At 39.9% G+C, this 24,526-nt stretch carries 21 protein-coding genes, 2 tRNA genes and 2 rRNA genes; 21 read left to right on the forward strand and 4 right to left on the reverse strand.

All coding sequences use genetic code 11. The features are described from left to right. Positions 1-109 precede the first annotated feature (109 nt). From HWV00_RS00915 to fghA, 10 genes are all read left to right on the forward strand, one after another. Positions 110-391, forward strand: a complete 282-nt coding sequence (locus HWV00_RS00915; protein ID WP_211684304.1) for an STAS domain-containing protein — start codon at positions 110-112, stop codon at positions 389-391. Positions 392-406: 15 nt separating this feature from the next. Further along, the gene (locus HWV00_RS00920) at positions 407-769 is read left to right on the forward strand and encodes a response regulator (RefSeq protein WP_211684305.1); all 363 of its coding nucleotides are present in this window, start codon (positions 407-409) and stop codon (positions 767-769) included. 2 nt (positions 770-771) lie between these two features. Next, positions 772-2,844 (forward strand): chemotaxis protein CheA, encoded by a 2,073-nt coding sequence (locus tag HWV00_RS00925; protein ID WP_211684306.1) that lies wholly within the window; start codon positions 772-774, stop codon positions 2,842-2,844. 15 nt (positions 2,845-2,859) lie between these two features. Then, positions 2,860-3,396, forward strand: coding sequence for a chemotaxis protein CheW (locus HWV00_RS00930; protein ID WP_211684307.1), 537 nt, complete (start codon positions 2,860-2,862; stop codon positions 3,394-3,396). Beyond that, positions 3,389-4,237, forward strand: a complete 849-nt coding sequence (locus tag HWV00_RS00935) for a protein-glutamate O-methyltransferase CheR (protein WP_211684308.1) — start codon at positions 3,389-3,391, stop codon at positions 4,235-4,237. Before HWV00_RS00930 ends, HWV00_RS00935 begins: the two co-directional genes overlap by 8 nt. 44 nt (positions 4,238-4,281) lie before the next feature. After that, positions 4,282-5,346, forward strand: coding sequence for a chemotaxis response regulator protein-glutamate methylesterase (locus HWV00_RS00940; protein WP_211684309.1), 1,065 nt, complete (start codon positions 4,282-4,284; stop codon positions 5,344-5,346). Continuing rightward, positions 5,333-6,529: a methyl-accepting chemotaxis protein gene (locus tag HWV00_RS00945; protein ID WP_211684310.1), complete on the forward strand. Its 1,197-nt coding sequence runs from the start codon at positions 5,333-5,335 to the stop codon at positions 6,527-6,529. Before HWV00_RS00940 ends, HWV00_RS00945 begins: the two co-directional genes overlap by 14 nt. Before the next feature lie 89 nt (positions 6,530-6,618). After that, a complete protein-coding gene (locus tag HWV00_RS00950; RefSeq protein WP_211684311.1) occupies positions 6,619-7,950 on the forward strand; it encodes an MATE family efflux transporter in 1,332 nt (443 codons plus the stop codon). Positions 7,951-8,216: 266 nt separating this feature from the next. Next, on the forward strand, positions 8,217-9,347 hold the full coding sequence (locus tag HWV00_RS00955; protein WP_211684312.1) for an S-(hydroxymethyl)glutathione dehydrogenase/class III alcohol dehydrogenase: 1,131 nt from the start codon (positions 8,217-8,219) through the stop codon (positions 9,345-9,347). A gap of 66 nt (positions 9,348-9,413) precedes the next feature. Continuing rightward, a complete protein-coding gene (fghA, locus tag HWV00_RS00960; RefSeq protein WP_211684313.1) occupies positions 9,414-10,259 on the forward strand; it encodes an S-formylglutathione hydrolase in 846 nt (281 codons plus the stop codon). Between the two features lie 83 nt (positions 10,260-10,342). Here fghA and trmL read toward each other — a convergent pair whose 3' ends face one another. After that, positions 10,343-10,807 carry a tRNA (uridine(34)/cytosine(34)/5-carboxymethylaminomethyluridine(34)-2'-O)-methyltransferase TrmL gene (gene trmL, locus HWV00_RS00965; RefSeq protein WP_211684314.1) on the reverse strand — a complete coding sequence of 155 codons (465 nt, stop codon included), beginning with the start codon at positions 10,805-10,807 and terminating at the stop codon, positions 10,343-10,345. Between the two features lie 79 nt (positions 10,808-10,886). Here trmL and HWV00_RS00970 point away from each other — a divergent pair, with 79 nt between their 5' ends. Beyond that, positions 10,887-11,123 carry a hypothetical protein gene (locus tag HWV00_RS00970; protein ID WP_211684315.1) on the forward strand — a complete coding sequence of 79 codons (237 nt, stop codon included), beginning with the start codon at positions 10,887-10,889 and terminating at the stop codon, positions 11,121-11,123. A gap of 41 nt (positions 11,124-11,164) precedes the next feature. Here the strand turns inward: HWV00_RS00970 and HWV00_RS00975 are convergent, their stop codons facing one another. Continuing rightward, positions 11,165-12,457 carry an ATP-binding protein gene (locus tag HWV00_RS00975; protein WP_255554863.1) on the reverse strand — a complete coding sequence of 431 codons (1,293 nt, stop codon included), beginning with the start codon at positions 12,455-12,457 and terminating at the stop codon, positions 11,165-11,167. Between the two features lie 103 nt (positions 12,458-12,560). Continuing rightward, on the reverse strand, positions 12,561-13,247 hold the full coding sequence (locus HWV00_RS00980) for a response regulator (protein ID WP_211684317.1): 687 nt from the start codon (positions 13,245-13,247) through the stop codon (positions 12,561-12,563). 472 nt (positions 13,248-13,719) lie between these two features. On the opposite strand from HWV00_RS00980, the gene HWV00_RS00985 reads away from it, so the two are divergent. The 3 genes from HWV00_RS00985 to zapB all read left to right on the forward strand — a co-directional run bounded on the left by HWV00_RS00985 (position 13,720) and on the right by zapB (position 15,815). Then, positions 13,720-14,628 (forward strand): cation diffusion facilitator family transporter, encoded by a 909-nt coding sequence (locus tag HWV00_RS00985; RefSeq protein ID WP_370630474.1) that lies wholly within the window; start codon positions 13,720-13,722, stop codon positions 14,626-14,628. A 37-nt stretch (positions 14,629-14,665) separates the two neighbouring features. Then, positions 14,666-15,427 (forward strand): serine O-acetyltransferase, encoded by a 762-nt coding sequence (cysE, locus tag HWV00_RS00990; protein WP_370630516.1) that lies wholly within the window; start codon positions 14,666-14,668, stop codon positions 15,425-15,427. Between the two features lie 160 nt (positions 15,428-15,587). Continuing rightward, positions 15,588-15,815 (forward strand): cell division protein ZapB, encoded by a 228-nt coding sequence (gene zapB, locus HWV00_RS00995; RefSeq protein WP_211673375.1) that lies wholly within the window; start codon positions 15,588-15,590, stop codon positions 15,813-15,815. Positions 15,816-15,866: 51 nt separating this feature from the next. Here zapB and rraA read toward each other — a convergent pair whose 3' ends face one another. Next, positions 15,867-16,352, reverse strand: a complete 486-nt coding sequence (gene rraA, locus HWV00_RS01000; protein ID WP_211684319.1) for a ribonuclease E activity regulator RraA — start codon at positions 16,350-16,352, stop codon at positions 15,867-15,869. Between the two features lie 209 nt (positions 16,353-16,561). Here rraA and HWV00_RS01005 point away from each other — a divergent pair, with 209 nt between their 5' ends. The 7 genes from HWV00_RS01005 (at position 16,562) to HWV00_RS01035 (ending at position 24,519) form a co-directional block, all read left to right on the forward strand. After that, positions 16,562-17,425 carry a polysaccharide deacetylase family protein gene (locus HWV00_RS01005; protein WP_211684320.1) on the forward strand — a complete coding sequence of 288 codons (864 nt, stop codon included), beginning with the start codon at positions 16,562-16,564 and terminating at the stop codon, positions 17,423-17,425. Between the two features lie 15 nt (positions 17,426-17,440). Further along, positions 17,441-18,571: a glycosyltransferase gene (locus HWV00_RS01010; RefSeq protein WP_211684321.1), complete on the forward strand. Its 1,131-nt coding sequence runs from the start codon at positions 17,441-17,443 to the stop codon at positions 18,569-18,571. Between the two features lie 53 nt (positions 18,572-18,624). Then, a complete protein-coding gene (locus tag HWV00_RS01015; RefSeq protein WP_211684322.1) occupies positions 18,625-19,074 on the forward strand; it encodes a DUF411 domain-containing protein in 450 nt (149 codons plus the stop codon). 482 nt (positions 19,075-19,556) lie between these two features. Continuing rightward, positions 19,557-21,101 (forward strand): 16S ribosomal RNA (locus HWV00_RS01020). A gap of 77 nt (positions 21,102-21,178) precedes the next feature. Further along, positions 21,179-21,255: transfer RNA gene (locus HWV00_RS01025), tRNA-Ile, on the forward strand. A gap of 22 nt (positions 21,256-21,277) precedes the next feature. After that, positions 21,278-21,353, forward strand: a tRNA-Ala gene (locus tag HWV00_RS01030). A 274-nt stretch (positions 21,354-21,627) separates the two neighbouring features. After that, positions 21,628-24,519, forward strand: a 23S ribosomal RNA gene (locus tag HWV00_RS01035). Together the 16S and 23S rRNA genes with 2 tRNA genes alongside form the textbook arrangement of a ribosomal RNA operon. Positions 24,520-24,526: the final 7 nt, after the last annotated feature.

The following is a 24,526-nucleotide window of genomic DNA, read 5'->3' on the forward strand; positions in this document are numbered from 1 at the left end:
TTGATCATCTTTTACTTCTTTATTTAATCCTTTCCTATACTCAACATTAGTTAGAAAAATAATTAAGTTTTTGTGATGGTATGTTTTAGACAATGTAGGATTAGCGATTATGGAACAGCGCTCTATCGCCATGGAATTAGGTGAGAAAATTGATATTACCTCTATCGCGCTGCTTAAAGTAACGCTTGATACACTCCCTATTAACTCTCATTCTCAAGTTTTTGATGCGCATCGTGTTACTCATATCGATAGTGCGTCTTGTCAGCTATTTCATGCTTATGCTCAACATCTAATGATACATAATTCGAGTCTCGTTTTTTTATCACCATCAGATAAATTTATGGCTGTAGTGAAAGCGTTAGGATTCGAATCTTATTTTAATTACGCATAAATATGAGGTGTTCTAATGAAGAGAATATTAGCTGTAGATGACTCGCTATCTATCCGCGAAATGGTTCAATTCACGTTAAAGCAGGCTGGCTATCATGTTGATGCGGCTGTTGATGGTGTGGATGGATTAGCCAAAGCTAAAACTGGGCAGTTTGACCTTATTATCTCTGATATTAATATGCCACGCATGGACGGCATTAGTTTAATTCGCCACTTACGTAATGAAAGTACTTATAAATTTACCCCCATTTTAATGTTAACGACTGAATCAGGTAGTGATATAAAAATGACGGGTAAATCTGCGGGTGCGACTGGCTGGATAGTGAAACCTTTTAATCCAGAAAAACTTATTGCTACCGTTCAAAAAGTGTTGAGGTAGTCATGGATATCGATCTTAAACAGTTCCATCATGTATTTATTGAAGAGTGCGTAGAAGGATTAGAGGTGATGGAGACTGAGCTTCTAAAATTAAATCCAGGTGCTGTTGATAGTGAAGTTATTAACACCATTTTTCGAGTCGCTCACTCAATTAAAGGTGGTGCAGGGACGTTTGGTTTTAATCAGTTAACCGAATTTACGCATGTTGCTGAAGCATTATTAGATGATCTACGTGCAGGAAAATTAACGCTTATCGATGGACATATTCGCCTTTTTTTCAAAACGGTTGATTGTTTAAGAGAGTGGATATTACGATTAGCGAGTGATTCAGAGTCGATACCTGAGGAGGCTGAAGCACTTAAGCTGCAATACAATTCGTTTTTACAGGTCGATGAATATCAGCAACAAATATTAGCAAGTAATGAAGAAATAACGCCTGAAGTCGTGTTACCAATAATTAATCATTTAGAGGGCGGTTATTGGTTAATTAATTTTATCCCTGGCAAGGATATTCTGAAACAAGGCAACGAACCGCGTTTAATGTTTGCTGAATTACAAGACATGGGAGAGCTTAAGGTCACGCCTAAACTCACGGCTATTCCACGATGGAGTGATGTATTACCCGAAGATATTTATGTTAGTTGGGATCTTGAATTAATTAGTCAAGTGAGTGAATTACAAATAAAAGAAGCATTTGAGTGGGTTGAGGATGACTCTACTATTACTATTACACACTCTAGTGCAATACAAGCTGTAATCCCAGCATCATGTCAGAACATTGTACCTACTGCAGATAATAAAGAATCTACTTTAGCAGTGCTAAGTACTCAAGTTTCCCCCCAGAAAATAACGAATAACAAATCAACAGAAACAAGTTCCATTCGAGTCTCTATCGATAAAGTTGATGCCTTAATTAATATGGTCGGCGAGCTGGTTATCACTCAAGCGATGCTGGGTGAACTTGGGCAGGACTTTTCTGCAGATAAACTTCCAGCCTTAAAGAAGGGTCTTATTCAGTTATCTCAACATACCCGTGAAATGCAAGATAGCGTGATGAAAATTCGGATGCTACCAATTCAATTTGCTTTTAACCGGATACCTCGAATGGTCAGAGATCTAAGTGAACAATTAGGTAAAAATGTATTGCTTCGTATGCACGGGGAAGAAACGGAATTGGATAAAATCATGCTGGAAAAACTCTCTGACCCGATTGTGCATCTTGTCCGTAACGCTTTAGATCATGGTATTGAAACAATTGAAGAAAGAAAGCTGACAGGTAAAAGTGATGTTGCTTGTCTTGATATTAGTGCTTTTCATCAAGGCGGTGAAATAATTGTCGAGATCCGAGATGATGGCCGAGGATTAAATCGCGCTAAAATCCATGCAAAAGCAATTGAAAAAGGCATAGCGAAAGAAGGCCAGCATTACAATCATAGCCAAATCGATGAGCTTATTTTTGCTCCGGGATTTTCAACCGTTGAAACTGTCAGTGATATCTCAGGTCGTGGTGTCGGAATGGATGTAGTAAAAAATAATATTGAGTCGCTTGGTGGTGATATTCAGGTTGAGTCTAATGATGGTGAGGGCAGTTGCTTTTCGATCCGATTACCGCTCACACTTTCTATTATGGATGGACAATTAATTAAGATTGGCAATAAAACGTATGTCTTACCTATCATGTCGATAATTGAATCCCTACAGTTAAAAGATGGCATGGTGACGAAACTAGCAGACCAAACTGAAGTATTTAAATTGCGAGATGAATTTATTCCAATTATTCGACTTTACCAAGTGCTAAATCATGAAACGAGTCTTGAACGAATCAGTGATGGACTATTAGTTGTGGTCGAAAGTGGCGCTAATAAATATGGTTTATTAGTGGATGATTTAGCTGCGCAACAGCAAGTCGTAATCAAGAATCTAGAAGATAATTTTATGAAGGTGGGCTGTGTTTCTGGAGCCACAATCCTAGGTAATGGAACGGTCGCTTTAATTCTAGATATTACAGATATTATAAAGAGAATAACCAGTAAACAATATCTACAGCAAAGTCAGCGATCACCTGTAGCAGCTTAATAGAAGGAAATAGGTATGGATAATCGAACATTAACAGATATTGATACAGGCGAAAAATCGACTCAATTTTTGACCTTCATTATGGCTGACGAAGAATATGGCGTGGAAATATTAGACGTGCAAGAAATTCGAGGTTGGGAACCTTGTACCGAAATTCCAAATATGCCGGAATATGTTAAAGGTGTTATTAATTTACGCGGCACTATCGTTCCAATTGTTGATTTGCGGCAAAAGTTTGGTTTAAACAACATCGAATATAGTGCGACAACCGTGGTGATCGTCGTAATGGTCTTGGTTGAAGGAAAATCAAAAGTAATGGGACTTGTTGTTGATGCTGTTTCTGATGTTCATACGATCTCACATCACGATATCAATTTACCTCCGCAGTTAGGGCAAAGCGATGGGCCGAGTGTGATTAGAGGTCTGGTATCAATTAACAATAAAATGGTTGTGTTATTAAGCTCAAGTTTATTATTAGACTTGGAACAGTTCAAGAATATGGAACAAATTAATACACAGAGAGCTGAACATGCAATAGCCGTTAATGACTAAGGCCGCAGTGCCCCTTATTTTTGGCAATACTCAAGGCTATAAATTAAATAGCATGAGGATGAAAGATGCTGAATTTGAGTATTTAACGCACCTTGCTTTTAAGCAATCTGGGATTGTTATTAGTGAGGCTAAGCGAGATATGCTTTATGGCCGAGTCATGAAAAGAATACGGCATCTCAGATTAAACGGGTTTGTATCGTACTGTCAGTTATTACAGGATAGTTACAGTGGCGAAGTGAGTGAATTCATTAATGCCATCACCACTAATTTGACCGCTTTTTTTCGTGAGGACCATCATTTTGATTTTTTACAGAAAGTGGCTTTGCCGCATTTTAAACGTCATAACGTAGATAAAAAATTGAGAATATGGTCAGCAGGGTGTTCAACTGGACAAGAGCCTTACTCCATAGCAATGAGTATAGAAAGAAAACTACAGAATTGGGATGCAAAGATATTAGCGACAGATTTAGATAGCGATGTGTTATCTCTCGCTCATCATGGCATTTATGATGATCTATCCGGTATTCCTGTGGCCTATCGTTCTCAATATTGTTCTGATATTGATAAATATCATCAGTACATGATGGATACAAAAATAAGGCAGCTTATTGCCTTCAAACAACTTAATTTACTTGCAGTATGGCCAATGACAGGACGTTTTGATGCGATATTTTGTCGTAATGTTTTGATTTATTTTAATGATGAAACGAAGAGGGCGTTAGTGAAACGGTTTTACTCATTACTAAAACCGGGTGGTTACCTTTTTATTGGCCATTCCGAAAGTCTGCAAGGTTTTAATACGCATTTTACGCTTGTTGGTCAGACCGTTTATCAACGTTAGCTTATTATCTCTTAGTTATTTAACGGTGTAATAGGAATTATTGTATGCAGAAAATAAAAGTGCTTGTTGTCGATGACTCTGCATTAATGCGAAAAATACTAGAGACATTATTGAGTTTAGACCCGTTAATTGATGTTGTTGGTAGTGCTATAGATCCCTTTGAGGCACGTGAAAAAATAAAAAAGTTACAGCCGGACGTATTAACACTTGATGTTGAAATGCCAGGGATGAATGGGCTCTCCTTTTTGGATAATTTAATGCGACTGCGTCCAATGCCCGTTGTTATGGTATCAACCCTTACGTCGCAAGGTGCGCCTGTGACATTAAAAGCGTTAGAATTAGGTGCATTTGATTTTATTGCTAAGCCCACTGATAACAGTTCACAGTCATTGAGTTATTTTGGGGAAGATCTTTGCGCTAAAGTTAAGTCCGCCAGTAATGCAAATTTGCGAAGTATACGTGAGCCTGTACTTCCTCAGCTCATCAGCCGACCTGTACAAGAAGATAAATTAATTGCGATTGGAGCATCAACAGGAGGTACTGAAGCGCTAAGAGAATTATTAACACCGTTAACCCCTCCTTTTCCTCCAATTGTAGTGACTCAGCATATCCCTAAACATTTTAGTGGTGCATTTGCGAAGAGGCTAAATGACAATTGTCGTTTAACTGTTATTGAAGTGAATTCCGAGCAAGTTATTGAGCTGAATCATGTATATATAGCACCTGGAGATAAGCATTTAAAAGTGCATAAATTGGGAACTCGCTTTATTTGCCAATTGTGTGATGGCCCTGCCGTTAACCGACATAAACCTTCTGTTGATGTGTTATTAGAATCTGTTGCTGCAGTTTATGGTGATAAAGCCATTGGAGTCATGCTGACAGGAATGGGTAAAGATGGAGCTGAAGGTTTATTAACGATGCGTAAAACCGGGGCATTAACAATCGCTCAAGATGAAGCATCATCAGTCGTTTGGGGAATGCCGGGTGCCGCTGTCAAATTAGGTGCAGCCATCGATATCTTAAGTCTACCGTTGATAGCGCCGAAATTAGCGACGTTAGTACAGAAGAAAGTTAATAAAATTAAGAGGAAATCTTATGATCCGATTTAGCTTTTTCCAAGGGGTAGCGGTTGTTCCATTTATATTCATGTTGATATCCCAGGAGTGGGTCGCTGCTGTTGCTGCAGCGGTGACATTTATTATCATGTTTATTTCGTTCATGACAGCAACGCGAGCGATAGAGAAAAAGGTTGATGATACCCCCGAACCTGTCGATTTTAATCACACTAAAGTGATGCTGATAAATATGCTCCAGCAAGAACTCCCTCCACATATCGATGAGATTAAAGATGATTTAAATAAAACGCAGCAAATAAATAGTGAATCATTTACAACGCTCAATAGCGCTTTTTATCAGTTATTAAGAATGTCTTCAGAACAATCTGAATCGTTATATAACGTATTATTAAGTATTTCTAAAGATAAAGCCGCAGAACTAACAGGCATTGAGCACGATGATCCAGATGCGATTGATTTAAAAATATTTATTAAATCAACGCATCAATTTTTAAATAATTGCTCTGATTTAATGTTAGAAATAACGGCGCAAAGTAATGACGCCGTAAACAAAATTGCAGTGATGGAAAGTCAGATGGTCAATATTAATGATCTCGTTGATAATGCGAAAAAGATAGCAAGCCAGACGAACTTATTGTCACTAAATGCGGCAATTGAAGCTGCTCGAGCTGGTAATATGGGGCGTGGATTTGCGGTGGTTGCACAAGAAATTAGGCTGTTATCTGATACCTCTAATAAATTTAATGATGAGATCAGAGGCCAAGTCACACAAGCGATGGCCACATTTGTGGAAGCTAAATCAATGGTCGAGCTGTTAGCGACAGGTAATGCTGAAAAATCAGCTGAAACTCAATCACGCTTACATCAAGAACTCGTTAAATTTTCGCAATTAGAACAAAGCTTAGAAATAAACCTAGATAATCTCATGAGTCTATCTGTTGATACTAAAGCGTGTGTTAACGATTCAGTAAGGAATTTACAAGTTGAAGATATTATTAACCAGTTATCAGAGCATAATTTACATCAAGCTGAAAACTTGAAACAAGTATTACTTGCGTGTAGTGAGCTGTTATTAGAAGAAAATAATGAGGTGCAGCACTCGTTTATAGATAAGCTGAAAGTGGCGACCGACCAACTAAAGCAGCAATCACTGAAGGCTCAAAATAAGACGATAAGTAGTGGTTCTATGGATGAAGGCGAAATCGAATTGTTTTGATTATTCAGTCGATAATATTTTGTCTTCATAATTGAAGTTAGATAGACTCAAACACTTTTATCCCCTCCTTAATAAAGTTGAATGAGTCTATGTGGTTATCTATTCCCGCCTCTGTACACCGAAAAATAATTGCATTGGCATTACCAATGATTTTGTCAAATATTAGTATCCCGCTATTGGGGCTAGTTGACAGTATCGTCATTGGACATCTTGAACAAGCATGGTACCTCGGTGGTGTAGCCCTCGGCTCAACGGTTGTGATGTTTATTGTGTCGATGTGTAACTTTTTACGGATGTCGACGACAGGGTTAACTGCGCAGGCCTTTGGTAAGAAAGACAGCCTTGCTATTTTAATGACACTTGCTCATGCGTTATTAATCGCTTTTGGCTTGTCGGTTGTCCTGCTATTAGCGAAGGAATATATTGTCGAACTCGCGTTTATGCTGACGAATGCGAGTGACAATGTTCAGCTTAATGCGCAGGCATACTTATCTATTCGAATGTGGGGGATCCCTGCAGCGCTATTTAATTTTGCGATATTAGGTTGGCTAATCGGATTACAAAATATGAAAGCGCCGATGCTGTTACTGATTATCGCCAACGTGTTTAATATTTGTTTAGATGTATTGTTTGTGGTGTATTTTGAATGGGGCGTGGAAGGCGCAGCCGCTGCATCCGTTATTGCTGAATATGCCGCATTATTATTTGGATTATTACTCGTATTTAAGCAATTCAATCAATTTGAGTTACCGAAAAAATCTGACATTCGTCGCCACCTATTTGAATCGAGTAAGTTATTCGGTTTGTTATCATTAAATCGCGACATCTTCATTCGTTCGTTGTGCTTACAACTGACTTTTGCTTTTATGACCTTCAAAGGAGCAAGTCTTGGTGATGAATATATTGCAGCAAATGCAGTATTACTCAATTTTTTAATGTTTATTTCTTTTGCGTTAGATGGTGTTGCCTATGCGGTAGAGGCGATGGTCGGTAAAGCAATAGGTGCGAAAAATACAATTATTTATCGTCAATCTGTTATTGCATCATTGATTTGGGCTGGTTTATTTTCTGTAGTGTTTTCAACTGGTTTTTTTATATTCGGCGAGAAAATGGTGCTGATGATCACAGATATTGATACCGTTAACACTATTGCTGTTGAGTATTTACCTTGGTTAGTGCTATTACCGTTTACTGCTGTGTGGTGTTTCGTATTTGATGGTGTATTTATTGGTGCTACACGTGCAAAAGATATGCGTAATAGTATGTTGTTTTGTGTGATTTGCGTATTTTTACCTACGTATTTTATCAGCAGTGGATTAGGGAACCATGCTTTATGGTTAGCGATGAATACTTTCATGCTAGCCCGTGGTCTGTCACTTGCTTGGCTCTTATTACCTTCTCTTAAGGGGAAATCTGCGTAATAAGAGTCATCAACTATACTGAAGAGATTTAGCTATTATTCATAATATCTTTGTTAGTTTAAAAAGGAATAGTTAGGGAATAAAGCTGGAATTATCATAATATATTTTGTTTTTAACCTCATTGTTACACCTGAGTAAAAGTAATTTGTATTTTAAGGGTATTATCATTGTATAGCAATTGAATATAATGAGCGCCATACAGTATGACTGGTCGGATACATAGATAGGTATTACGGCATATTAATTTTATCCCAATGGAGATGAACATGACTGACAAATTTATTAAATCTAAAGCAGCTATTGCTTGGGGTCCAAACCAACCACTATCAGTTGAAGAAGTGGATGTGATGTTACCGAGAAAAGGTGAAGTGTTGGTTAAGGTTATCGCTTCTGGCGTATGCCATACCGATGCATTCACATTATCGGGTGATGATCCAGAAGGTATCTTCCCTGTGATTCTTGGTCACGAAGGTGGCGGTATCGTTGAGCAAATCGGCGAAGGCGTTACAAGTGTTCAAGTTGGTGATCACGTTATTCCTTTATACACGCCAGAATGTGGTGAGTGTAAATTCTGTAAGTCTGGTAAAACAAACCTTTGCCAACAGATTCGTGAGACTCAAGGTCAAGGCCTTATGCCAGATGGCACTACACGTTTCTATAAAGACGGTCAGCCAATCTTCCATTACATGGGTTGCTCAACGTTCTCTGAATACACTGTATTACCAGAAATCTCGTTAGCAAAAGTAAACAAAGAAGCACCGCTTGAAGAAGTATGTCTACTTGGTTGTGGTGTAACAACGGGTATGGGCGCTGTAATGAATACGGCTAAAGTTGAAGAAGGCGCAACTGTTGCTATCTTCGGTCTAGGTGGTATTGGTCTTTCTGCTGTTATCGGCGCAACAATGGCTAAAGCTGGTCGTATCATTGCTATCGATATTAACGAAAGTAAATTCGAACTTGCTAAAAAACTTGGCGCAACAGACTTCATCAATCCAAAAGATTATGATAAGCCAATTCAAGACGTTATCGTTGAACTAACTGACGGTGGTGTAGATTACTCATTCGAATGTATTGGTAACGTTAACTTAATGCGCTCTGCATTAGAATGTTGTCATAAAGGTTGGGGTGAATCAGTTGTAATTGGTGTTGCTGGTGCAGGTCAAGAGATCTCAACACGTCCATTCCAATTAGTAACTGGTCGTGTATGGCGTGGCAGTGCATTCGGTGGTGTTAAAGGCCGCACAGAGCTACCTGATTACGTAGAACGTTACTTACAAGGTGAATTCGCATTAAACGATTTCATCACACACACTATGGGCTTAGAAGATATCAATGAATCATTTGATCTAATGCACCGCGGTGAAAGTATCCGTACTGTAATCCATTTCGATAAGTAATTAAAATATATCCCGTTATTTTACTTTTAATAAAGTCGGTAACGGGATGACTAGTAAAGGTTTGTCATGTCTATAGAAGTTGTTAGTAGTAATAAAATGTTTGGCGGTTGGCAGCATCAATATAATCATGCGTCGAGTGTACTAAACTGTCAGATGCGTTTTGCTGTGTATTTACCACCGCAAGCATCGAATATGCGTAAAGTACCTGTGATGTATTGGTTGTCTGGCCTAACATGTACTGATGAAAACTTTATGCAAAAAGCCGGTGCTCAGCGTATTGCTGCAGAACTAGGCATTGCTATCGTGGCACCTGATACTAGTCCGCGTGGCGAAGGTGTACCTGATGATGTTAACCAAGCGTATGACTTTGGTCTCGGTGCTGGATTCTATGTGAATGCAACACAAGCGCCATGGAACACGCATTATCAAATGTATGACTATGTGGTTAATGAATTACCTGCATTAATAGAAGCTAACTTTCCTGTTACACAAGAGCGTGTAATCAGTGGCCACTCAATGGGTGGTCACGGTGCATTAGTGATGGCATTACGTAATCCTGAACGTTATCGCTCAGTAACGGCATTTAGCCCGATTAGTAATCCGATCAATTGCCCTTGGGGACAAAAAGCGCTGCAAAACTATTTAGGTAAAGATAAAGCAACGTGGCAAGAATACGATGCAAGTTTACTTATGGCTAAAGCAGAAACGTTTGTACCAGCAATGGTTGAACAAGGGAAAGATGATTCATTTTTGGATGAACAACTTAAACCTAATATGCTAACAGCCGCTGCAGAAAAGAAAGGTTATCCTCTCACGCTAGAAATGCATGATGGTTATGATCATAGTTACTATTTTATTGCTACATTTATTGAAAAACATATGCGTTTTCATGCGGCTAATTTAGCTAAGTAGTGATTATAAATAACGGGTCTGAATAAGACAATAAAAGGGCAATAGAACACAGTTCTATTGCCCTTTTTTATGATTTTTTTATGTTACTTTGAACCAGCAAAGTCCAATTGACGCCAGCTTTCATAGATGAATACTGATACGGCATTTGATAAATTCATACTACGACTATCAGGTAGCATTGGAATTCTTACCTTTTGATCTTGTGGTAATGTATCAAGTACTTCTGGCGGTAGACCACGTGTTTCAGGACCAAATAATAAGACATCACCTTCTTGGTATTCTGCTTCGTGATGATATTTAGTGCCTTTTGTTGTGCATGCAAAAATACGTGCATCGCCAACACAGTCTAAAAATGCTTGGTAATTCGCATGACGTTTCACGTCTGCAAATTCATGGTAATCCAGTCCCGCACGTTTTACCCTTTTATCATCCCACTCAAACCCAAGCGGTTCGATTAAATGTAATTTGAAACCAGAGTTGGCACAAAGGCGAATGATATTACCTGTATTTGGTGGGATCTCAGGTTCAAATAGTGCTACTTGTAACATAATAAAGTCTCAGTTCAGGGTTATATAACGTAGGTACTTTGCGTAGAATAGCAAATTTAACAACCTAATGGTAAAAGTGATGAAAAAGCGTAGTACTTTGATCGTGACAGGCTTGATTATATTAAGCGCGATACCTTTTAGCTTAAATATTTTGATTAATATGTTCTTTGATGATCTTGATACAGAAATATATGAGAAGAAAAAAGCGCGGGTTGAGCAGCGTCGACAAATAGAAAAGATGTTTCCAGAATTAGATACGACAGATCCATTACGTCCACAGGTTGTTATTGAAAATAAAACAGAAGATAAACAATAAACGACTTATCTTCTGTTTGCTGATGCTATTAAATTTAGTATTTAGCTCATCGGTATAGTAATAGCGATTTGCAAACCCTGTACTTCTCTATTACTTGCTACTATTACACCATGATGTTGGCGAATTGCATTTTCAGTAATCGCTAGCCCTAATCCCGCACCACCTGATTCTCTGTCTCGCGCTTGTGATACACGATAAAAAGGTTTAAATATTTGTTCAATCTCATCTTCCGGAACACCTGGTCCATCATCTGTGATGACAAATGTAATCTTATCCATATCGCTGATTACGGCAAGGTTAACCTGATTACTTGCATAGCGTAATGCGTTGCGAATAACATTTTCAATTGCACTACCAAACAGTGCAGGAAAACCTTTAATATTCAAATCTGGAATAGCTTGATGACTAAAGTTTTTTTCTAATTGCTCAGCTTCAAAAATCGCATCATCACAAATCGGCTGTAATAGAGAATCAAGATTAAAAGATTCTTTAGTTGTCGCATTTAATTGTGTTTTAGATAAATTTAACAGCGCGGCGATCATTTCTTCTAAGCGCTCTGATTCATTATCAATACGAACGATCTCTTTGGTTTCCCCATAGCGACGTTTTGATAATGCCACTGACATTTTTAAACGTGTTAAAGGCGACCTTAACTCATGAGATATATCACTTAATAGACGATGCTGTAGCGAAATATGCTCACGAATAGAAAACATCATTGTTCGTAAACTCCGCGCCAATTCACCGATCTCATCTTGTCTTTCTGTCGCAGGAACAACGGCATCTAAATTACCATCTGTAATATCTGATGCGGTTTTTTGTAAATTTTGCAGTGGCTTAGAAATATGCCATGCCAATGATGCACATAGTGGCATGCTGACAAACATAGTAATAAATAATAATAAAAACGGCCTGTCTAAGACGTTAATTAACCAAATGTTATGTTCTGCGGGTAATTGCTGCGCAGCATAAAACTGAAATGGTTCTCCTCGTAAATTGACTGGTATTGGCCCTGTCATTAACCAATTTTTATATTGTTTTACTTTTGGAGACAATGATTCTTCGCTTTGTAAGATAAAGCGACGAATAGCTTTAGACGCTTTTGTACTTGAGATTATCTCTCCGTTAGCGCGCACCAAATAAAAATGTTTTGTTTGTGCTTCTTTAGGGGTTATCAACACCTGTAATGGAATATTAGGATAGCGTTCCGCAGAGGTCGCAATATTATGGGCAATACTGTTTAAGATATTGACGGAACGTGGGTCTAGTTGTTTCATTATTCGGCTGTCGAGCGTTGGTAAGGCTATCACCACCGCAACAACGAGTAATAACATACACCAAAACCAGACGAAAATTTTAACGAACAGATGACTTAATTTACTACTAAGCACGTGTTAATAACCTCATTTTACGAATAATAAGAAAGTGAAAAATGGATTAAGTATCTAACCACATATATCCACGACCACGTAGTGTGCGAATTCGCATTTTTTCATCTTTTCTTTCTGGTAGCTTCTTACGTAAATTACTTAAATGCATATCAATACTGCGGTCGAACGGCGTCAATTTTTTACCTAGAACCTGTTCACTCAAATCTGCTTTGGTTAATATAATACCTGGCGATGAAATCAGCGCTTCTAGCAACATAAGTTCGGTACTGGTTAAATCAAGAAGAAGGCTTTGACACCATGCTTCTTGGGTTCTACTGTTTATTTCAATATCTAAGTGTGTCAGTAGTTCTGTGTTTTTAGTCGATACAGCAGGCTCAATACGGCGTAATACAGCTTTAATTCTCGCGAGTAATTCACGGTCACTAAATGGTTTAGGCAAATAATCATCTGCACCCATTTCTAGACCGAGTACACGATCAATTTCATCGCCTTTTGCTGTTAGCATTAACACTGGCGTACTGTTATCAACTCTGAGCTTTTTAAGTACTTCAAAGCCATTTAATTTTGGCATCATGACATCTAATAGGACCATATCGTATTGATTGTTTCTGATTGCGGCTAAACCAGCTTCACCGTCATGTACCATATCTACATCGAAATCTTCGAGACTCAAAAACTCTGCGAGTAATTCGGCCAACTCTTTATCGTCATCAATTAATAATAATTTAGTCATATTAGGTACTCTGTTAATTGTTATTATCGTATTAGGATACTGGGTTAAGCAGTAAATAATTTGAAGATTTACCTTGTTTTACATTTTCTGCTTATTAACTTCAACTTATACCCCTTAGTTCAATTCGTTTAACTAAGGTTATGCAATATAATAGAATATATTGGCTATGATAAATAAAAGATAGCGATCATATTTCGTCATTTATCTGTTTATAAGTAAATGATAATACGGAATGAATATAATGATAATATAACAGTATTAAGCTTAGTGTTTATGGCTGTTTACATAGTTTTAATCTCTAATGTAAAAATATAATCCACGTCTATAAGAGCTGTAATACCCAAAGAACAACAGAATCTATTTATCGTGTTAATTTTCGTTAAATTACACATGATAGATATAGATAACTACACGTTGTTTTTCTACATCGCCTGTTTATAATAAACTTAAGATAATGCAAAAGGTAACCTTAGTGATAGATTCCGATCATGAACAATTAGTTAAACGAGCCAGTTATGCTTCAGTTGCGACAGCTGTCATTTTATTATGCAGTAAATTATTCGTTTGGTTTGCAACTGGATCATCATCGATATTGGCATCATTAACTGATTCATTTCTAGATATTGGTGCATCTATTATCAATTTATTTGCTATTAGATATGCTTTAGAGCCAGCGGATGATTCACACCGTTTTGGCCACGGTAAAGCAGAATCTTTGGCTGGGTTGGTTCAGTCGGCGTTAATTGTTGGCTCATCTATCCTGCTAATGTTACATGGTATTAGCGCATTATTAGAGCCAGAACCAATTGTGCGTTCAGAGCTCGGTATCGCAGTCTCTATTTTTGCACTCTTGGTTACTTTTATTTTAATTCGCTATCAAACATATGTCGTGAGCAAAACGGGTAGTGTTGCTATTAAAGCAGACTCATTACATTATAAGTCAGATTTATGGCTTAATGCTGCAGTGCTTATTGCTCTGACTTTATCTGCTTATGGGTTTTATTGGGTTGATGGATTAGCGACAATATTGATATCCTGCTACATATTATACAGTGCGTATGAAATTGGTATGGAATCGATTCAGACATTACTGGATCATGAGTTACCGGCAGAAGATATCGATAAAATAATAACGCTTGTGACGAATACCGACAATGTATTAGGGTTGCATGAGTTAAGAACACGGCAATCAGGTTATATGCGTTTTATTCAATTGCATATAGAACTGGATGATCATCTAACTTTATTTCAAGCTCATGCTATTGCCGACAGTGTTGAAACTAATTTACTCCGTGAATTTGCAAATACGGAAGTGCTTATTCACCAAGACCCAATCTCAATTGTAAAGACTAAAAATGACGAATATAAACGTGAAATCTGAATGTTGTAAAGGAATGAACATGGAAGACAAACTCTCAATGTCTTGGCTTAGGATTAGGGATGAAGCTAAATTATTAGTCGAGCAAGAACCAATGCTAGCTAGTTTTTTTCATTCAACGATATTAAATCACGACAGTTTAAAGTGCTCATTGAGTTTTCAATTAGCGAATAAGCTTGATAGTGCGACAATGCCTGCGATCTTATTACGAGAAGTGATTGAAGAAGCGTTAAAATCCGAACCTTCAATTTTACATACTGTAGCTGCCGATTTATGTGCTGTACAAGAGCGAGATCCTGCTGTTGAATATTTTTCGACACCATTATTGTATCTAAAAGGTTTTCTCGCATTACAGTCGTATCGAATTGCACACTGGCTGTGGAATCAAAAACGTGAAGCATTAGCAATTTATTTACAAAATCAAATATCGGTCGTGTTTTCTGTAGATATTCACCCTGCGGCAAGAATTGGTCAAGGCATTATGCTTGATCATGCAACGGGCATCGTCATTGGCGAAACGGCTGTTATAGAAGATGATGTTTCTATTTTACAAAGTGTTACGTTAGGTGGTACGGGTAAAGAAGGCGGTGATCGTCATCCAAAAATTAGAGCGGGTGTGATGATTGGTGCTGGTGCTAAAGTACTCGGTAATATCGAAGTTGGTAAAGGTGCAAAAGTCGGAGCGGGTAGTGTTGTGCTCGATCCAGTACCTCCACATACGACAGTTGCGGGAGTTCCTGCTAAAGTTGTTGGAAGGCCGGATTCTGAGATGCCTTCACTAGCGATGAATCAAACAATTTGATGTATAAATGTCAGTGCTCACAAACAAAAAGTTAATTCTGCCTGAGCGCATCATAAATTGACTAATAAGACTTGTTGTGGATTGACTAGCGTTGTATTCTTCTAGCTAAGGGATAAGCCCTCTCAGCACGATATTGAATTTTTAAATTATGGGTGAAAAAATGAATTTTGACGTATTAGATAAATTAGAAAGTAAAGTTCAAACAGCAGTTGATACCATTTCCCTTTTACAAATGGAATTAGAAGAGCTAAAAGAAGAAAACAACCAACTATTAGCAAACAATTCAGAACTTAAAAGCCAGCAAGATGTATGGCAAGACCGTTTACGTTCTTTGTTAGGTAGAATGGACGAAGTACAAGAACTGGAAGAGTTAGAAGAAGAAGCATAATTTGATACAGAGGTATGATTAATTTATACCTCTGTTTCTTGTTTTGTTGGTTTATTCAATATCTAGCGCGTCTGCAGATAGAATAATACCAGTGCTATCAGCATAAACATGATCGTCTGGCAAGAATGTGACACCGCCGAAATTAACCGCTACATCTAACTCTCCCGCTCTATTATCGTCGGCACCGACTGGAATAGAAGCAAGGCTTTGAATACCGATATTTATATTATCCAACTGATCTACTTCTCTAATACTACCGTATACAATAATACCTTCCCATTCATTCTCGAATGCCAGTTGGGCGATATCAGAATCAATCAATGCTCTTCTTAATGAACCACCACCATCGATCAGTAGAACTCTGCCTAGTCCGGCTTGTTGAACTGTTTCAGTAATCAGTCCTAAACTTTCGAAGCATTTAATTGTAGTTATTTGACCACCGAATGATGACTTTCCACCGAAATTCATAAACATCGGTTCAACAACATCAATCATATCAGCATAAATGTCGCATAGTTCAGAAGTATTGTATTCCATGAGCAGCACCTTTTAGTGAAGAGAATTAGGTCATTAGCAATAAATCATAGCACTGTTAGCGTATAAATTAAGCCTTTATTATCATTAGATAAATCAAAATTTGGCTCGTAACATAAAAATCTACGTAGATGTTTAGCAAATCCCTGATAGAACGATGTGATGGTCTATTCTTTATGATAATAGAATAGATAATCGGATAGGGGGTCGTGATGACAATTATTAATGCGCTAACAATTAATGTGGAAGATTATTTTCAAGCCCCAGCATTTCAACGTAGCATCAAAGAAAGTGATTGGGGTTTGCTTTCTCCTCGTATTGAATATGCAGTAGATAAGTTATTATTGTTATTAAGTGATCATCATGTGACGGCCACATTTTTTGTTTACGGCTGGACTGTCACCCAATTTCCTTCAATGTTAAAAAAGATTGTTGAGCAAGGGCATGAACTTGCTTATCGACACTATAATCCCCCTGAATCCCTACACTTTAATCAATATAAAATTATCGATGATATTAAGCGATATAAAGATCTACTCGCTCAAATCGGTGGCCAACGAGTCACGGGTTTCCGGTGCAGTTCTGAGTTATGCGATTTAACCTCAGATTGGTTATCGGATGAATTAATCTTAGCTGGCTATGAATACAGCTGTGAAAATCATGCAAAAAAAATGAAAGCTCCTAAAGTATTAATACCGAGTCTTGATGATAACTTTCAGCATATACATATTTCAACTCACCAAGTGTTAACGAGACCTGTCGACATTATTAATACATACAGTATTCGAACTAGAAGATATGAATCAACACGTAAGTTAGTTAGCCGTCATATAGAAGATACGAAAACACCTGTATTAGGTAACATATCCACTTGGTTGATGGATAATTTACAGCCGAATATTAGAGGCGACAGTTTATTAAATGAATGGCTTCATCGTTATCGAACAAAAGAAGCCCCTCTTATCTTACACCAGTTATTTTCTGAATATGGTTGGCAAAAAATTAGCGATATATATCTACATAAAATATTACAGTTAAATAGTTTTAAAAACAGGAAGGGACGCTGCGTTAGTTAACATAGGGAAATTACAATGAAAATTCTACATGTAATCGAAAGTGGAGGTTTTTATGGCGCTGAAAGAGTTTTAATTGAGCTGATACTTGGATTAAGAGTGCTTGGTCATGAAGCTGCATTACTTAGCTTTGGTTATAAAGGCCAAGGAGATAAAGAGTTTGAAGTTATTTGTCGCCAGCATGGCATAACGGTTAATGCTATTCGGTTGAAGAAAATGGAGTCTCTTGGTATTAGTCGTTACACAAAATATTTTGCAGAGAAACACGATTTTGATGTTGTTCATTCACATGGTTATAAGTTCAATATACTATTTGGTTTAATGTCCAAACGGAATCGTTTTAAATGCTATTGTGCAACTGTGCATGGATATGTTTCAGCACCTAAATTTAGCAAGATGGCACTGTATCAATATCTAGATAAGCAATCATTAAAGAAGTTAAATAAAATCTTTCTTGTTAGCAAGAATATGGAAAGGCTATCAAGTATCCAAGAATTAGCATCTGATAAATATACTGTCATTGAGAATGGTATCGGTGGCTATACCCCTCGTTGTACTATCGAAAAGCGTTTAATGGTATTTCTTCAAAATAAAACAACAAGATTGATGGCTGTTGGCCGACTTGCAGTGGAAAAAAGTTTTGATACGCTTATAGATGCCTTACCTAAATTAATTGAGAATGATCAGAATACAGTGCTTGTTATCTTTGGAGCTGGAAGTGAAGAACATCGTTTACGTGAGAAGATAACTCAATTAGGTTTGGCTAATCATGTTTTACTATTTGGTTTTGTTGAATCACTCGTTGGATACTTTAGCCATTTTGATGTTTTCATCATGCCTTCTATTACAGAGGGAACGCCAATTGCTTTACTTGAAGCAATGCAAGCAAGAGTGCCTTGTGTTGTTACTAATGTTGGCGGCATGCCGCATATGCTATCGCATGATAATGGAGGCTGGATTGTACCACCTAAAGATCCATCAGCCTTACAGTCAGCAATAGCTAAAAGCCTCATCCATAGCCGAAGTCAAATAAAAACAGCGTTTGCTTATGATCGTGTTATGCATGAGTTCAATTATCTTCATATGAGTCGACAATATTTAAGTGAATATAAAAACCTACTTACACAACATCAGCAGGAACACAATTGACCTTACCTTAACTGTAATGTTTATCATCACATTATTTAGGTAAGGAATTTCTTATGACACTTTTAACTAAACTTCTCAAGCCGGCGTTAATTACTTTCACTTTAGTTGGTAGTGCTGCAATAGCAGAAGAGATGACGGTGTATAAATCTCAATACTGCGGTTGTTGTACTGAGTGGGTAGATCAAATGGAAGATGCAGGTTTTACATTGAACGTTATTAATAGTGAATATATGAATGATGTGAAAAACCAGTATGGAGTTCCAACGAATTTGCGTTCTTGTCATACTGCTATAATTAATGGCTTTGTCGTTGAAGGGCATGTTCCCGCTGCTGATATTAAAAAGCTCCTAGCTCAAAACAAAAGAATGAAAGGTATTGCAACTCCCGGTATGCCGCAGAGTGCTCCTGGTATGGATGTCCCTGGCGCAACAGATACATATCAAGTCGTTGCGTTTAATAAAGCTGGCATGCAGTACGTTTATAATGAATATAATACGAAGTAGGTTGTTTTTCGTACATTAAGATGTGTTTTACTACTTTTAACTGGTTTTTTTGGGGTTTTAGTTGTTAATAGATTAAAATCCTTGCTTGAAGTGATTAGTTCTCTATAATGCGACCTCACTGACACGGCAATAGCCGCTAAGTAAAGGTGTTTATCAGTATCGAAAGTTACTTATTAAACTTCCTGAAATAAAGTGCAAATATGTGCTTGACTTCAAAATTGGCTTGTGTAAAATACGCAGCCTGACTACGACGCAAAGCGTTGAGGTCAATGTTCTTTAACAATTTATTCAAGCAATCTGTGTGAGTACTTACAGAGATATAATGACCAAAAATTATATCAATGTAATTATGAACATTAAATTAAATCGAAAGATTTGGTTTTATAAACAACAAACTTAGTTTGTTGTTGAAGTACAGAATTCATTGAGCCGACTTGATACTTATTATCAGTAATGATTTTAGGCATCAGTCAAAAAACTTTTAATTGAAGAGTTTGATCATGGCTCAGATTGAACGCTGGCGGTAGGCTTAACACATGCAAGTCGAGCGGAAACGAAGAATAGCTTGCTATTCTGGCGTCGAGCGGCGGACGGGTGAGTAATGCTTGGGAATCTGCCTAGTCGAGGGGGACAACAGTTGGAAACGACTGCTAATACCGCATACGACCTACGGGTGAAAGGGGGCCTCTTCTTGAAAGCTCTCGCGACTAGATGAGCCCAAGTGGGATTAGCTTGTTGGTGAGGTAAGAGCTCACCAAGGCGACGATCCCTAGCTGGTCTGAGAGGATGATCAGCCACACTGGAACTGAGACACGGTCCAGACTCCTACGGGAGGCAGCAGTGGGGAATATTGCACAATGGAGGAAACTCTGATGCAGCCATACCGCGTGTATGAAGAAGGCCTTCGGGTTGTAAAGTACTTTCAGCGAGGAGGAAAGGTAAGTAGTTAATAACTGCTTACTGTGACGTTACTCGCAGAAGAAGCACCGGCTAACTCCGTGCCAGCAGCCGCGGTAATACGGAGGGTGCAAGCGTTAATCGGAATTACTGGGCGTAAAGCGCATGCAGGCGGTTTGTTAAGCGAGATGTGAAAGCCCCGGGCTCAACCTGGGAACTGCATTTCGAACTGGCAAACTAGAGTTCTTGAGAGGGTGGTAGAATTTCAGGTGTAGCGGTGAAATGCGTAGAGATCTGAAGGAATACCAGTGGCGAAGGCGGCCACCTGGCAAGTAACTGACGCTCAGATGCGAAAGCGTGGGTAGCAAACGGGATTAGATACCCCGGTAGTCCACGCCGTAAACGATGTCTACTCGGAGTTTGGTTCCTTGAGAACTGGGCTCTTAAGCTAACGCATTAAGTAGACCGCCTGGGGAGTACGGCCGCAAGGTTAAAACTCAAATGAATTGACGGGGGCCCGCACAAGCGGTGGAGCATGTGGTTTAATTCGATGCAACGCGAAGAACCTTACCTACTCTTGACATCCATAGAACTTTTCAGAGATGAATTGGTGCCTTCGGGAACTATGAGACAGGTGCTGCATGGCTGTCGTCAGCTCGTGTTGTGAAATGTTGGGTTAAGTCCCGCAACGAGCGCAACCCTTATCCTTATTTGCCAGCACGTAATGGTGGGAACTCTAAGGAGACTGCCGGTGATAAACCGGAGGAAGGTGGGGACGACGTCAAGTCATCATGGCCCTTACGAGTAGGGCTACACACGTGCTACAATGGCGCATACAAAGGGCTGCAAACCAGCGATGGTAAGCGAATCCCATAAAGTGCGTCGTAGTCCGGATTGGGGTCTGCAACTCGACCCCATGAAGTCGGAATCGCTAGTAATCGTGAATCAGAATGTCACGGTGAATACGTTCCCGGGCCTTGTACACACCGCCCGTCACACCATGGGAGTGGGCTGCACCAGAAGTCATTAGCTTAACCTTCGGGAGGGCGATGACCACGGTGTGGTTCATGACTGGGGTGAAGTCGTAACAAGGTAGCCCTAGGGGAACCTGGGGCTGGATCACCTCCTTACGTAAAGTTGTTAATTTTTGTAAGTGCCCACACAAATTGCTTGAATAGAGAAATTAAAGACATAGTAAAATGTCAGTAGGACTGTAGCTCAGTTGGTTAGAGCGCGCCCCTGATAAGGGTGAGGTCGGTAGTTCAAATCTACTCAGTCCTACCAATTTTACTAGCCACAATGATGTGGGGCTATAGCTCAGCTGGGAGAGCGCCTGCCTTGCACGCAGGAGGTCTGCGGTTCGATCCCGCATAGCTCCACCACATCATGTTCTCAGGAAGAGACCAAAGTTAAATCTGCTTAGAATAGCAAGCGACTTAACTTTGGTTTTTTTAACTCTGAAATTCAGAGTTAGAGACGAAAACTATGCTTTTAGCATATGCTCTTTAAAAATTTGGAAAGCTGAATAAATAAAGAAGTTCTTAAAACACGTTACGATTAAGTTCGTAACAATATAGTGTTCTTGAGTATTCTTGAGGCGAAAAAAACTAGATAATACCTAGTTATTTCAATTGTACGGTCGACTTTAGATTGTATGGTTAAGTGACTAAGCGTATACGGTGGATGCCTAGGCAGTCAGAGGCGATGAAGGACGTGTTAATCTGCGTTAAGCTGTGGGGAGTTGATAAAAAGCGTTAATCCACAGATTTCCGAATGGGGGAACCCACTCTACTTTGTAGAGTATCGTAACGTGAATACATAGCGTTACGAAGCGAACCGGGAGAACTGAAACATCTAAGTACCCCGAGGAAAAGAAATCAATAGAGATACCCTTAGTAGCGGCGAGCGAACGGGGTCTAGCCCTTAAGCAGTTTGGAAGTTAATGGAAGATTCTGGAAAGTTTCACGATACAGGGTGATAGTCCCGTACATGAAAACGACCTTACTGTGAAATCGAGTAGGACGGCACACGTGATATGCTGTTTGAATATGGGAGGACCATCTTCCAAGGCTAAATACTACTGACTGACCGATAGTGAACCAGTACCGTGAGGGAAAGGCGAAAAGAACCCCTGTGAGGGGAGTGAAATAGAACCTGAAACCGTATACGTACAAGCAGTGGGAGCAGACTTGTTCTGTGACTGCGTACCTTTTGTATAATGGGTCAACGACTTAATTTCAGTAGCAAGGTTAAGCGAATAGCGGAGCCGTAGGGAAACCGAGTGTTAACTGCGCGAATAGTTGCTGGGATTAGACCCGAAACCCGGTGATCTAGCCATGGGCAGGTTGAAGGTTGAGTAACATCAACTGGAGGACCGAACCGACTAATGTTGAAAAATTAGCGGATGACTTGTGGCTGGGGGTGAAAGGCCAATCAAACCGGGAGATAGCTGGTTCTCCTCGAAAGCTATTTAGGTAGCGCCTCGCGTCTAACTATTGGGGGTAGAGCACTGTTAAGGCTAGGGGGTCATCCCGACTTACCAACCCTTTGCAAACTCCGAATACCAATAAGTTCAATCGCGGGAGACACACGGCGGGTGCTAACGTCCGTCGTGGAAAGGGAAACAACCCAGACCGTCAGCTAAGGTCCCAAAGTGTATGTTAAGTGGGAAACGATGTGGAAAGGCTCAGACAGCCAGGAAGTTGGCTTAGAAGCAGCCATCTTTTAAAGAAAGCGTAATAGCTCACTGGTCGAGTCGGTCTGCGCGGAAGATTTAACGGGGCTAAACATACCACCGAAGCTACGGATGCAAGACTTGTTCTTGCATGGTAGAGGAGCGTTCTGTAAGCCGTTGAAGGTGAGTTGAGAAGCTTGCTGGAGGTATCAGAAGTGCGAATGTTGACATGAGTAACGATAATGGGGGTGAAAAACCTCCACGCCGAAAGACCAAGGGTTCCTGTCCAACGTTAATCGGGGCAGGGTGAGTCGACCCCTAAGGCGAGGCCGAAAGGCGTAGTCGATGGGAAACTGGTTAATATTCCAGTACTCACTTATATTGCGATGGGGTGACGGAGAAGGTTAGGCTAGCATGGCGATGGTTGTCCATGTTTAAGGTTGTAGGCTGTATTCTTAGGCAAATCCGGGAATACATTAAGGCTGAGAACTGATGACGAGTCTCTACGGAGATGAAGTAGTTGATACCCGGCTTCCAGGAAAAACCTCTAAGCTTCAGATATAAGAGAATCGTACCCCAAACCGACACAGGTGGTTAGGTAGAGAATACTAAGGCGCTTGAGAGAACTCGGGTGAAGGAACTAGGCAAAATGGTACCGTAACTTCGGGAGAAGGTACGCCAATGATGGTGAAGGACTTGCTCCGTAAGCTATTGTTGGTCGCAGAGAAATGGTGGCTGCAACTGTTTATTAAAAACACAGCACTGTGCAAAATCGAAAGATGACGTATACGGTGTGACGCCTGCCCGGTGCCGGAAGGTTAATTGATTGGGTTAGACTTAGGTCGAAGCTCATGATCGAAGCCCCGGTAAACGGCGGCCGTAACTATAACGGTCCTAAGGTAGCGAAATTCCTTGTCGGGTAAGTTCCGACCTGCACGAATGGCGTAATGATGGCCACGCTGTCTCCACCCGAGACTCAGTGAAATTGAAATCGCTGTTAAGATGCAGTGTACCCGCGGCTAGACGGAAAGACCCCGTGAACCTTTACTATAGCTTGGCACTGAACATTGAACCTACATGTGTAGGATAGGTGGGAGACTATGAAACATTGTCGCTAGATGATGTGGAGTCTATCTTGAAATACCACCCTTGTACGTTTGATGTTCTAACGTAGGTCCCTTATCGGGATTGCGGACAGTGTCTGGTGGGTAGTTTGACTGGGGCGGTCTCCTCCCAAAGAGTAACGGAGGAGCACGAAGGTTGGCTAAACATGGTTGGACATCATGTGGTTAGTGCAAAGGCATAAGCCAGCTTAACTGCGAGACAGACACGTCGAGCAGGTACGAAAGTAGGTCTTAGTGATCCGGTGGTTCTGAATGGAAGGGCCATCGCTCAACGGATAAAAGGTACTCCGGGGATAACAGGCTGATACCGCCCAAGAGTTCATATCGACGGCGGTGTTTGGCACCTCGATGTCGGCTCATCACATCCTGGGGCTGAAGTTGGTCCCAAGGGTATGGCTGTTCGCCATTTAAAGTGGTACGCGAGCTGGGTTTAGAACGTCGTGAGACAGTTCGGTCCCTATCTGCCGTGGGCGTTTGAGAATTGAGAGGAGCTGCTCCTAGTACGAGAGGACCGGAGTGGACGAACCACTGGTGTTCGGGTTGTTATGCCAATAGCATTGCCCGGTAGCTAAGTTCGGAACTGATAACCGCTGAAAGCATCTAAGCGGGAAGCAGGCCTCGAGATGAGTTCTCACTGGGACTTTAAGTCCCCTGAAGGGCCGTTGGAGACTACAACGTTGATAGGCAAGGTGTGTAAGTGCTGTGAGGCATTGAGCTAACTTGTACTAATTACCCGTGAGGCTTAACCATACAAATT

It is taken from the genome of Moritella sp. 24 (assembly GCF_018219155.1).
Classification (GTDB): Bacteria; Pseudomonadota; Gammaproteobacteria; order Enterobacterales; family Moritellaceae; genus Moritella.

Bases quoted from the DNA above. Each gene is read 5' to 3' on its own strand.
- HWV00_RS00915 (WP_211684304.1), top strand. From the start codon at position 110: ATGGAACAGCGCTCTATCGCCATGGAATTAGGTGAGAAAATTGATATT.
- HWV00_RS00920 (WP_211684305.1), top strand. From the start codon at position 407: ATGAAGAGAATATTAGCTGTAGATGACTCGCTATCTATCCGCGAAATG.
- HWV00_RS00925 (WP_211684306.1), top strand. From the start codon at position 772: ATGGATATCGATCTTAAACAGTTCCATCATGTATTTATTGAAGAGTGC.
- HWV00_RS00930 (WP_211684307.1), top strand. From the start codon at position 2,860: ATGGATAATCGAACATTAACAGATATTGATACAGGCGAAAAATCGACT.
- HWV00_RS00935 (WP_211684308.1), top strand. From the start codon at position 3,389: ATGACTAAGGCCGCAGTGCCCCTTATTTTTGGCAATACTCAAGGCTAT.
- HWV00_RS00940 (WP_211684309.1), top strand. From the start codon at position 4,282: ATGCAGAAAATAAAAGTGCTTGTTGTCGATGACTCTGCATTAATGCGA.
- HWV00_RS00945 (WP_211684310.1), top strand. From the start codon at position 5,333: ATGATCCGATTTAGCTTTTTCCAAGGGGTAGCGGTTGTTCCATTTATA.
- HWV00_RS00950 (WP_211684311.1), top strand. From the start codon at position 6,619: ATGTGGTTATCTATTCCCGCCTCTGTACACCGAAAAATAATTGCATTG.
- HWV00_RS00955 (WP_211684312.1), top strand. From the start codon at position 8,217: ATGACTGACAAATTTATTAAATCTAAAGCAGCTATTGCTTGGGGTCCA.
- fghA (WP_211684313.1), top strand. From the start codon at position 9,414: ATGTCTATAGAAGTTGTTAGTAGTAATAAAATGTTTGGCGGTTGGCAG.
- trmL (WP_211684314.1), bottom strand. From the start codon at position 10,807: ATGTTACAAGTAGCACTATTTGAACCTGAGATCCCACCAAATACAGGT.
- HWV00_RS00970 (WP_211684315.1), top strand. From the start codon at position 10,887: ATGAAAAAGCGTAGTACTTTGATCGTGACAGGCTTGATTATATTAAGC.
- HWV00_RS00975 (WP_255554863.1), bottom strand. From the start codon at position 12,457: ATGTTATTACTCGTTGTTGCGGTGGTGATAGCCTTACCAACGCTCGAC.
- HWV00_RS00980 (WP_211684317.1), bottom strand. From the start codon at position 13,247: ATGACTAAATTATTATTAATTGATGACGATAAAGAGTTGGCCGAATTA.
- cysE (WP_370630516.1), top strand. From the start codon at position 14,666: ATGTCTTGGCTTAGGATTAGGGATGAAGCTAAATTATTAGTCGAGCAA.
- zapB (WP_211673375.1), top strand. From the start codon at position 15,588: ATGAATTTTGACGTATTAGATAAATTAGAAAGTAAAGTTCAAACAGCA.
- rraA (WP_211684319.1), bottom strand. From the start codon at position 16,352: ATGGAATACAATACTTCTGAACTATGCGACATTTATGCTGATATGATT.
- HWV00_RS01005 (WP_211684320.1), top strand. From the start codon at position 16,562: ATGACAATTATTAATGCGCTAACAATTAATGTGGAAGATTATTTTCAA.
- HWV00_RS01010 (WP_211684321.1), top strand. From the start codon at position 17,441: ATGAAAATTCTACATGTAATCGAAAGTGGAGGTTTTTATGGCGCTGAA.
- HWV00_RS01015 (WP_211684322.1), top strand. From the start codon at position 18,625: ATGACACTTTTAACTAAACTTCTCAAGCCGGCGTTAATTACTTTCACT.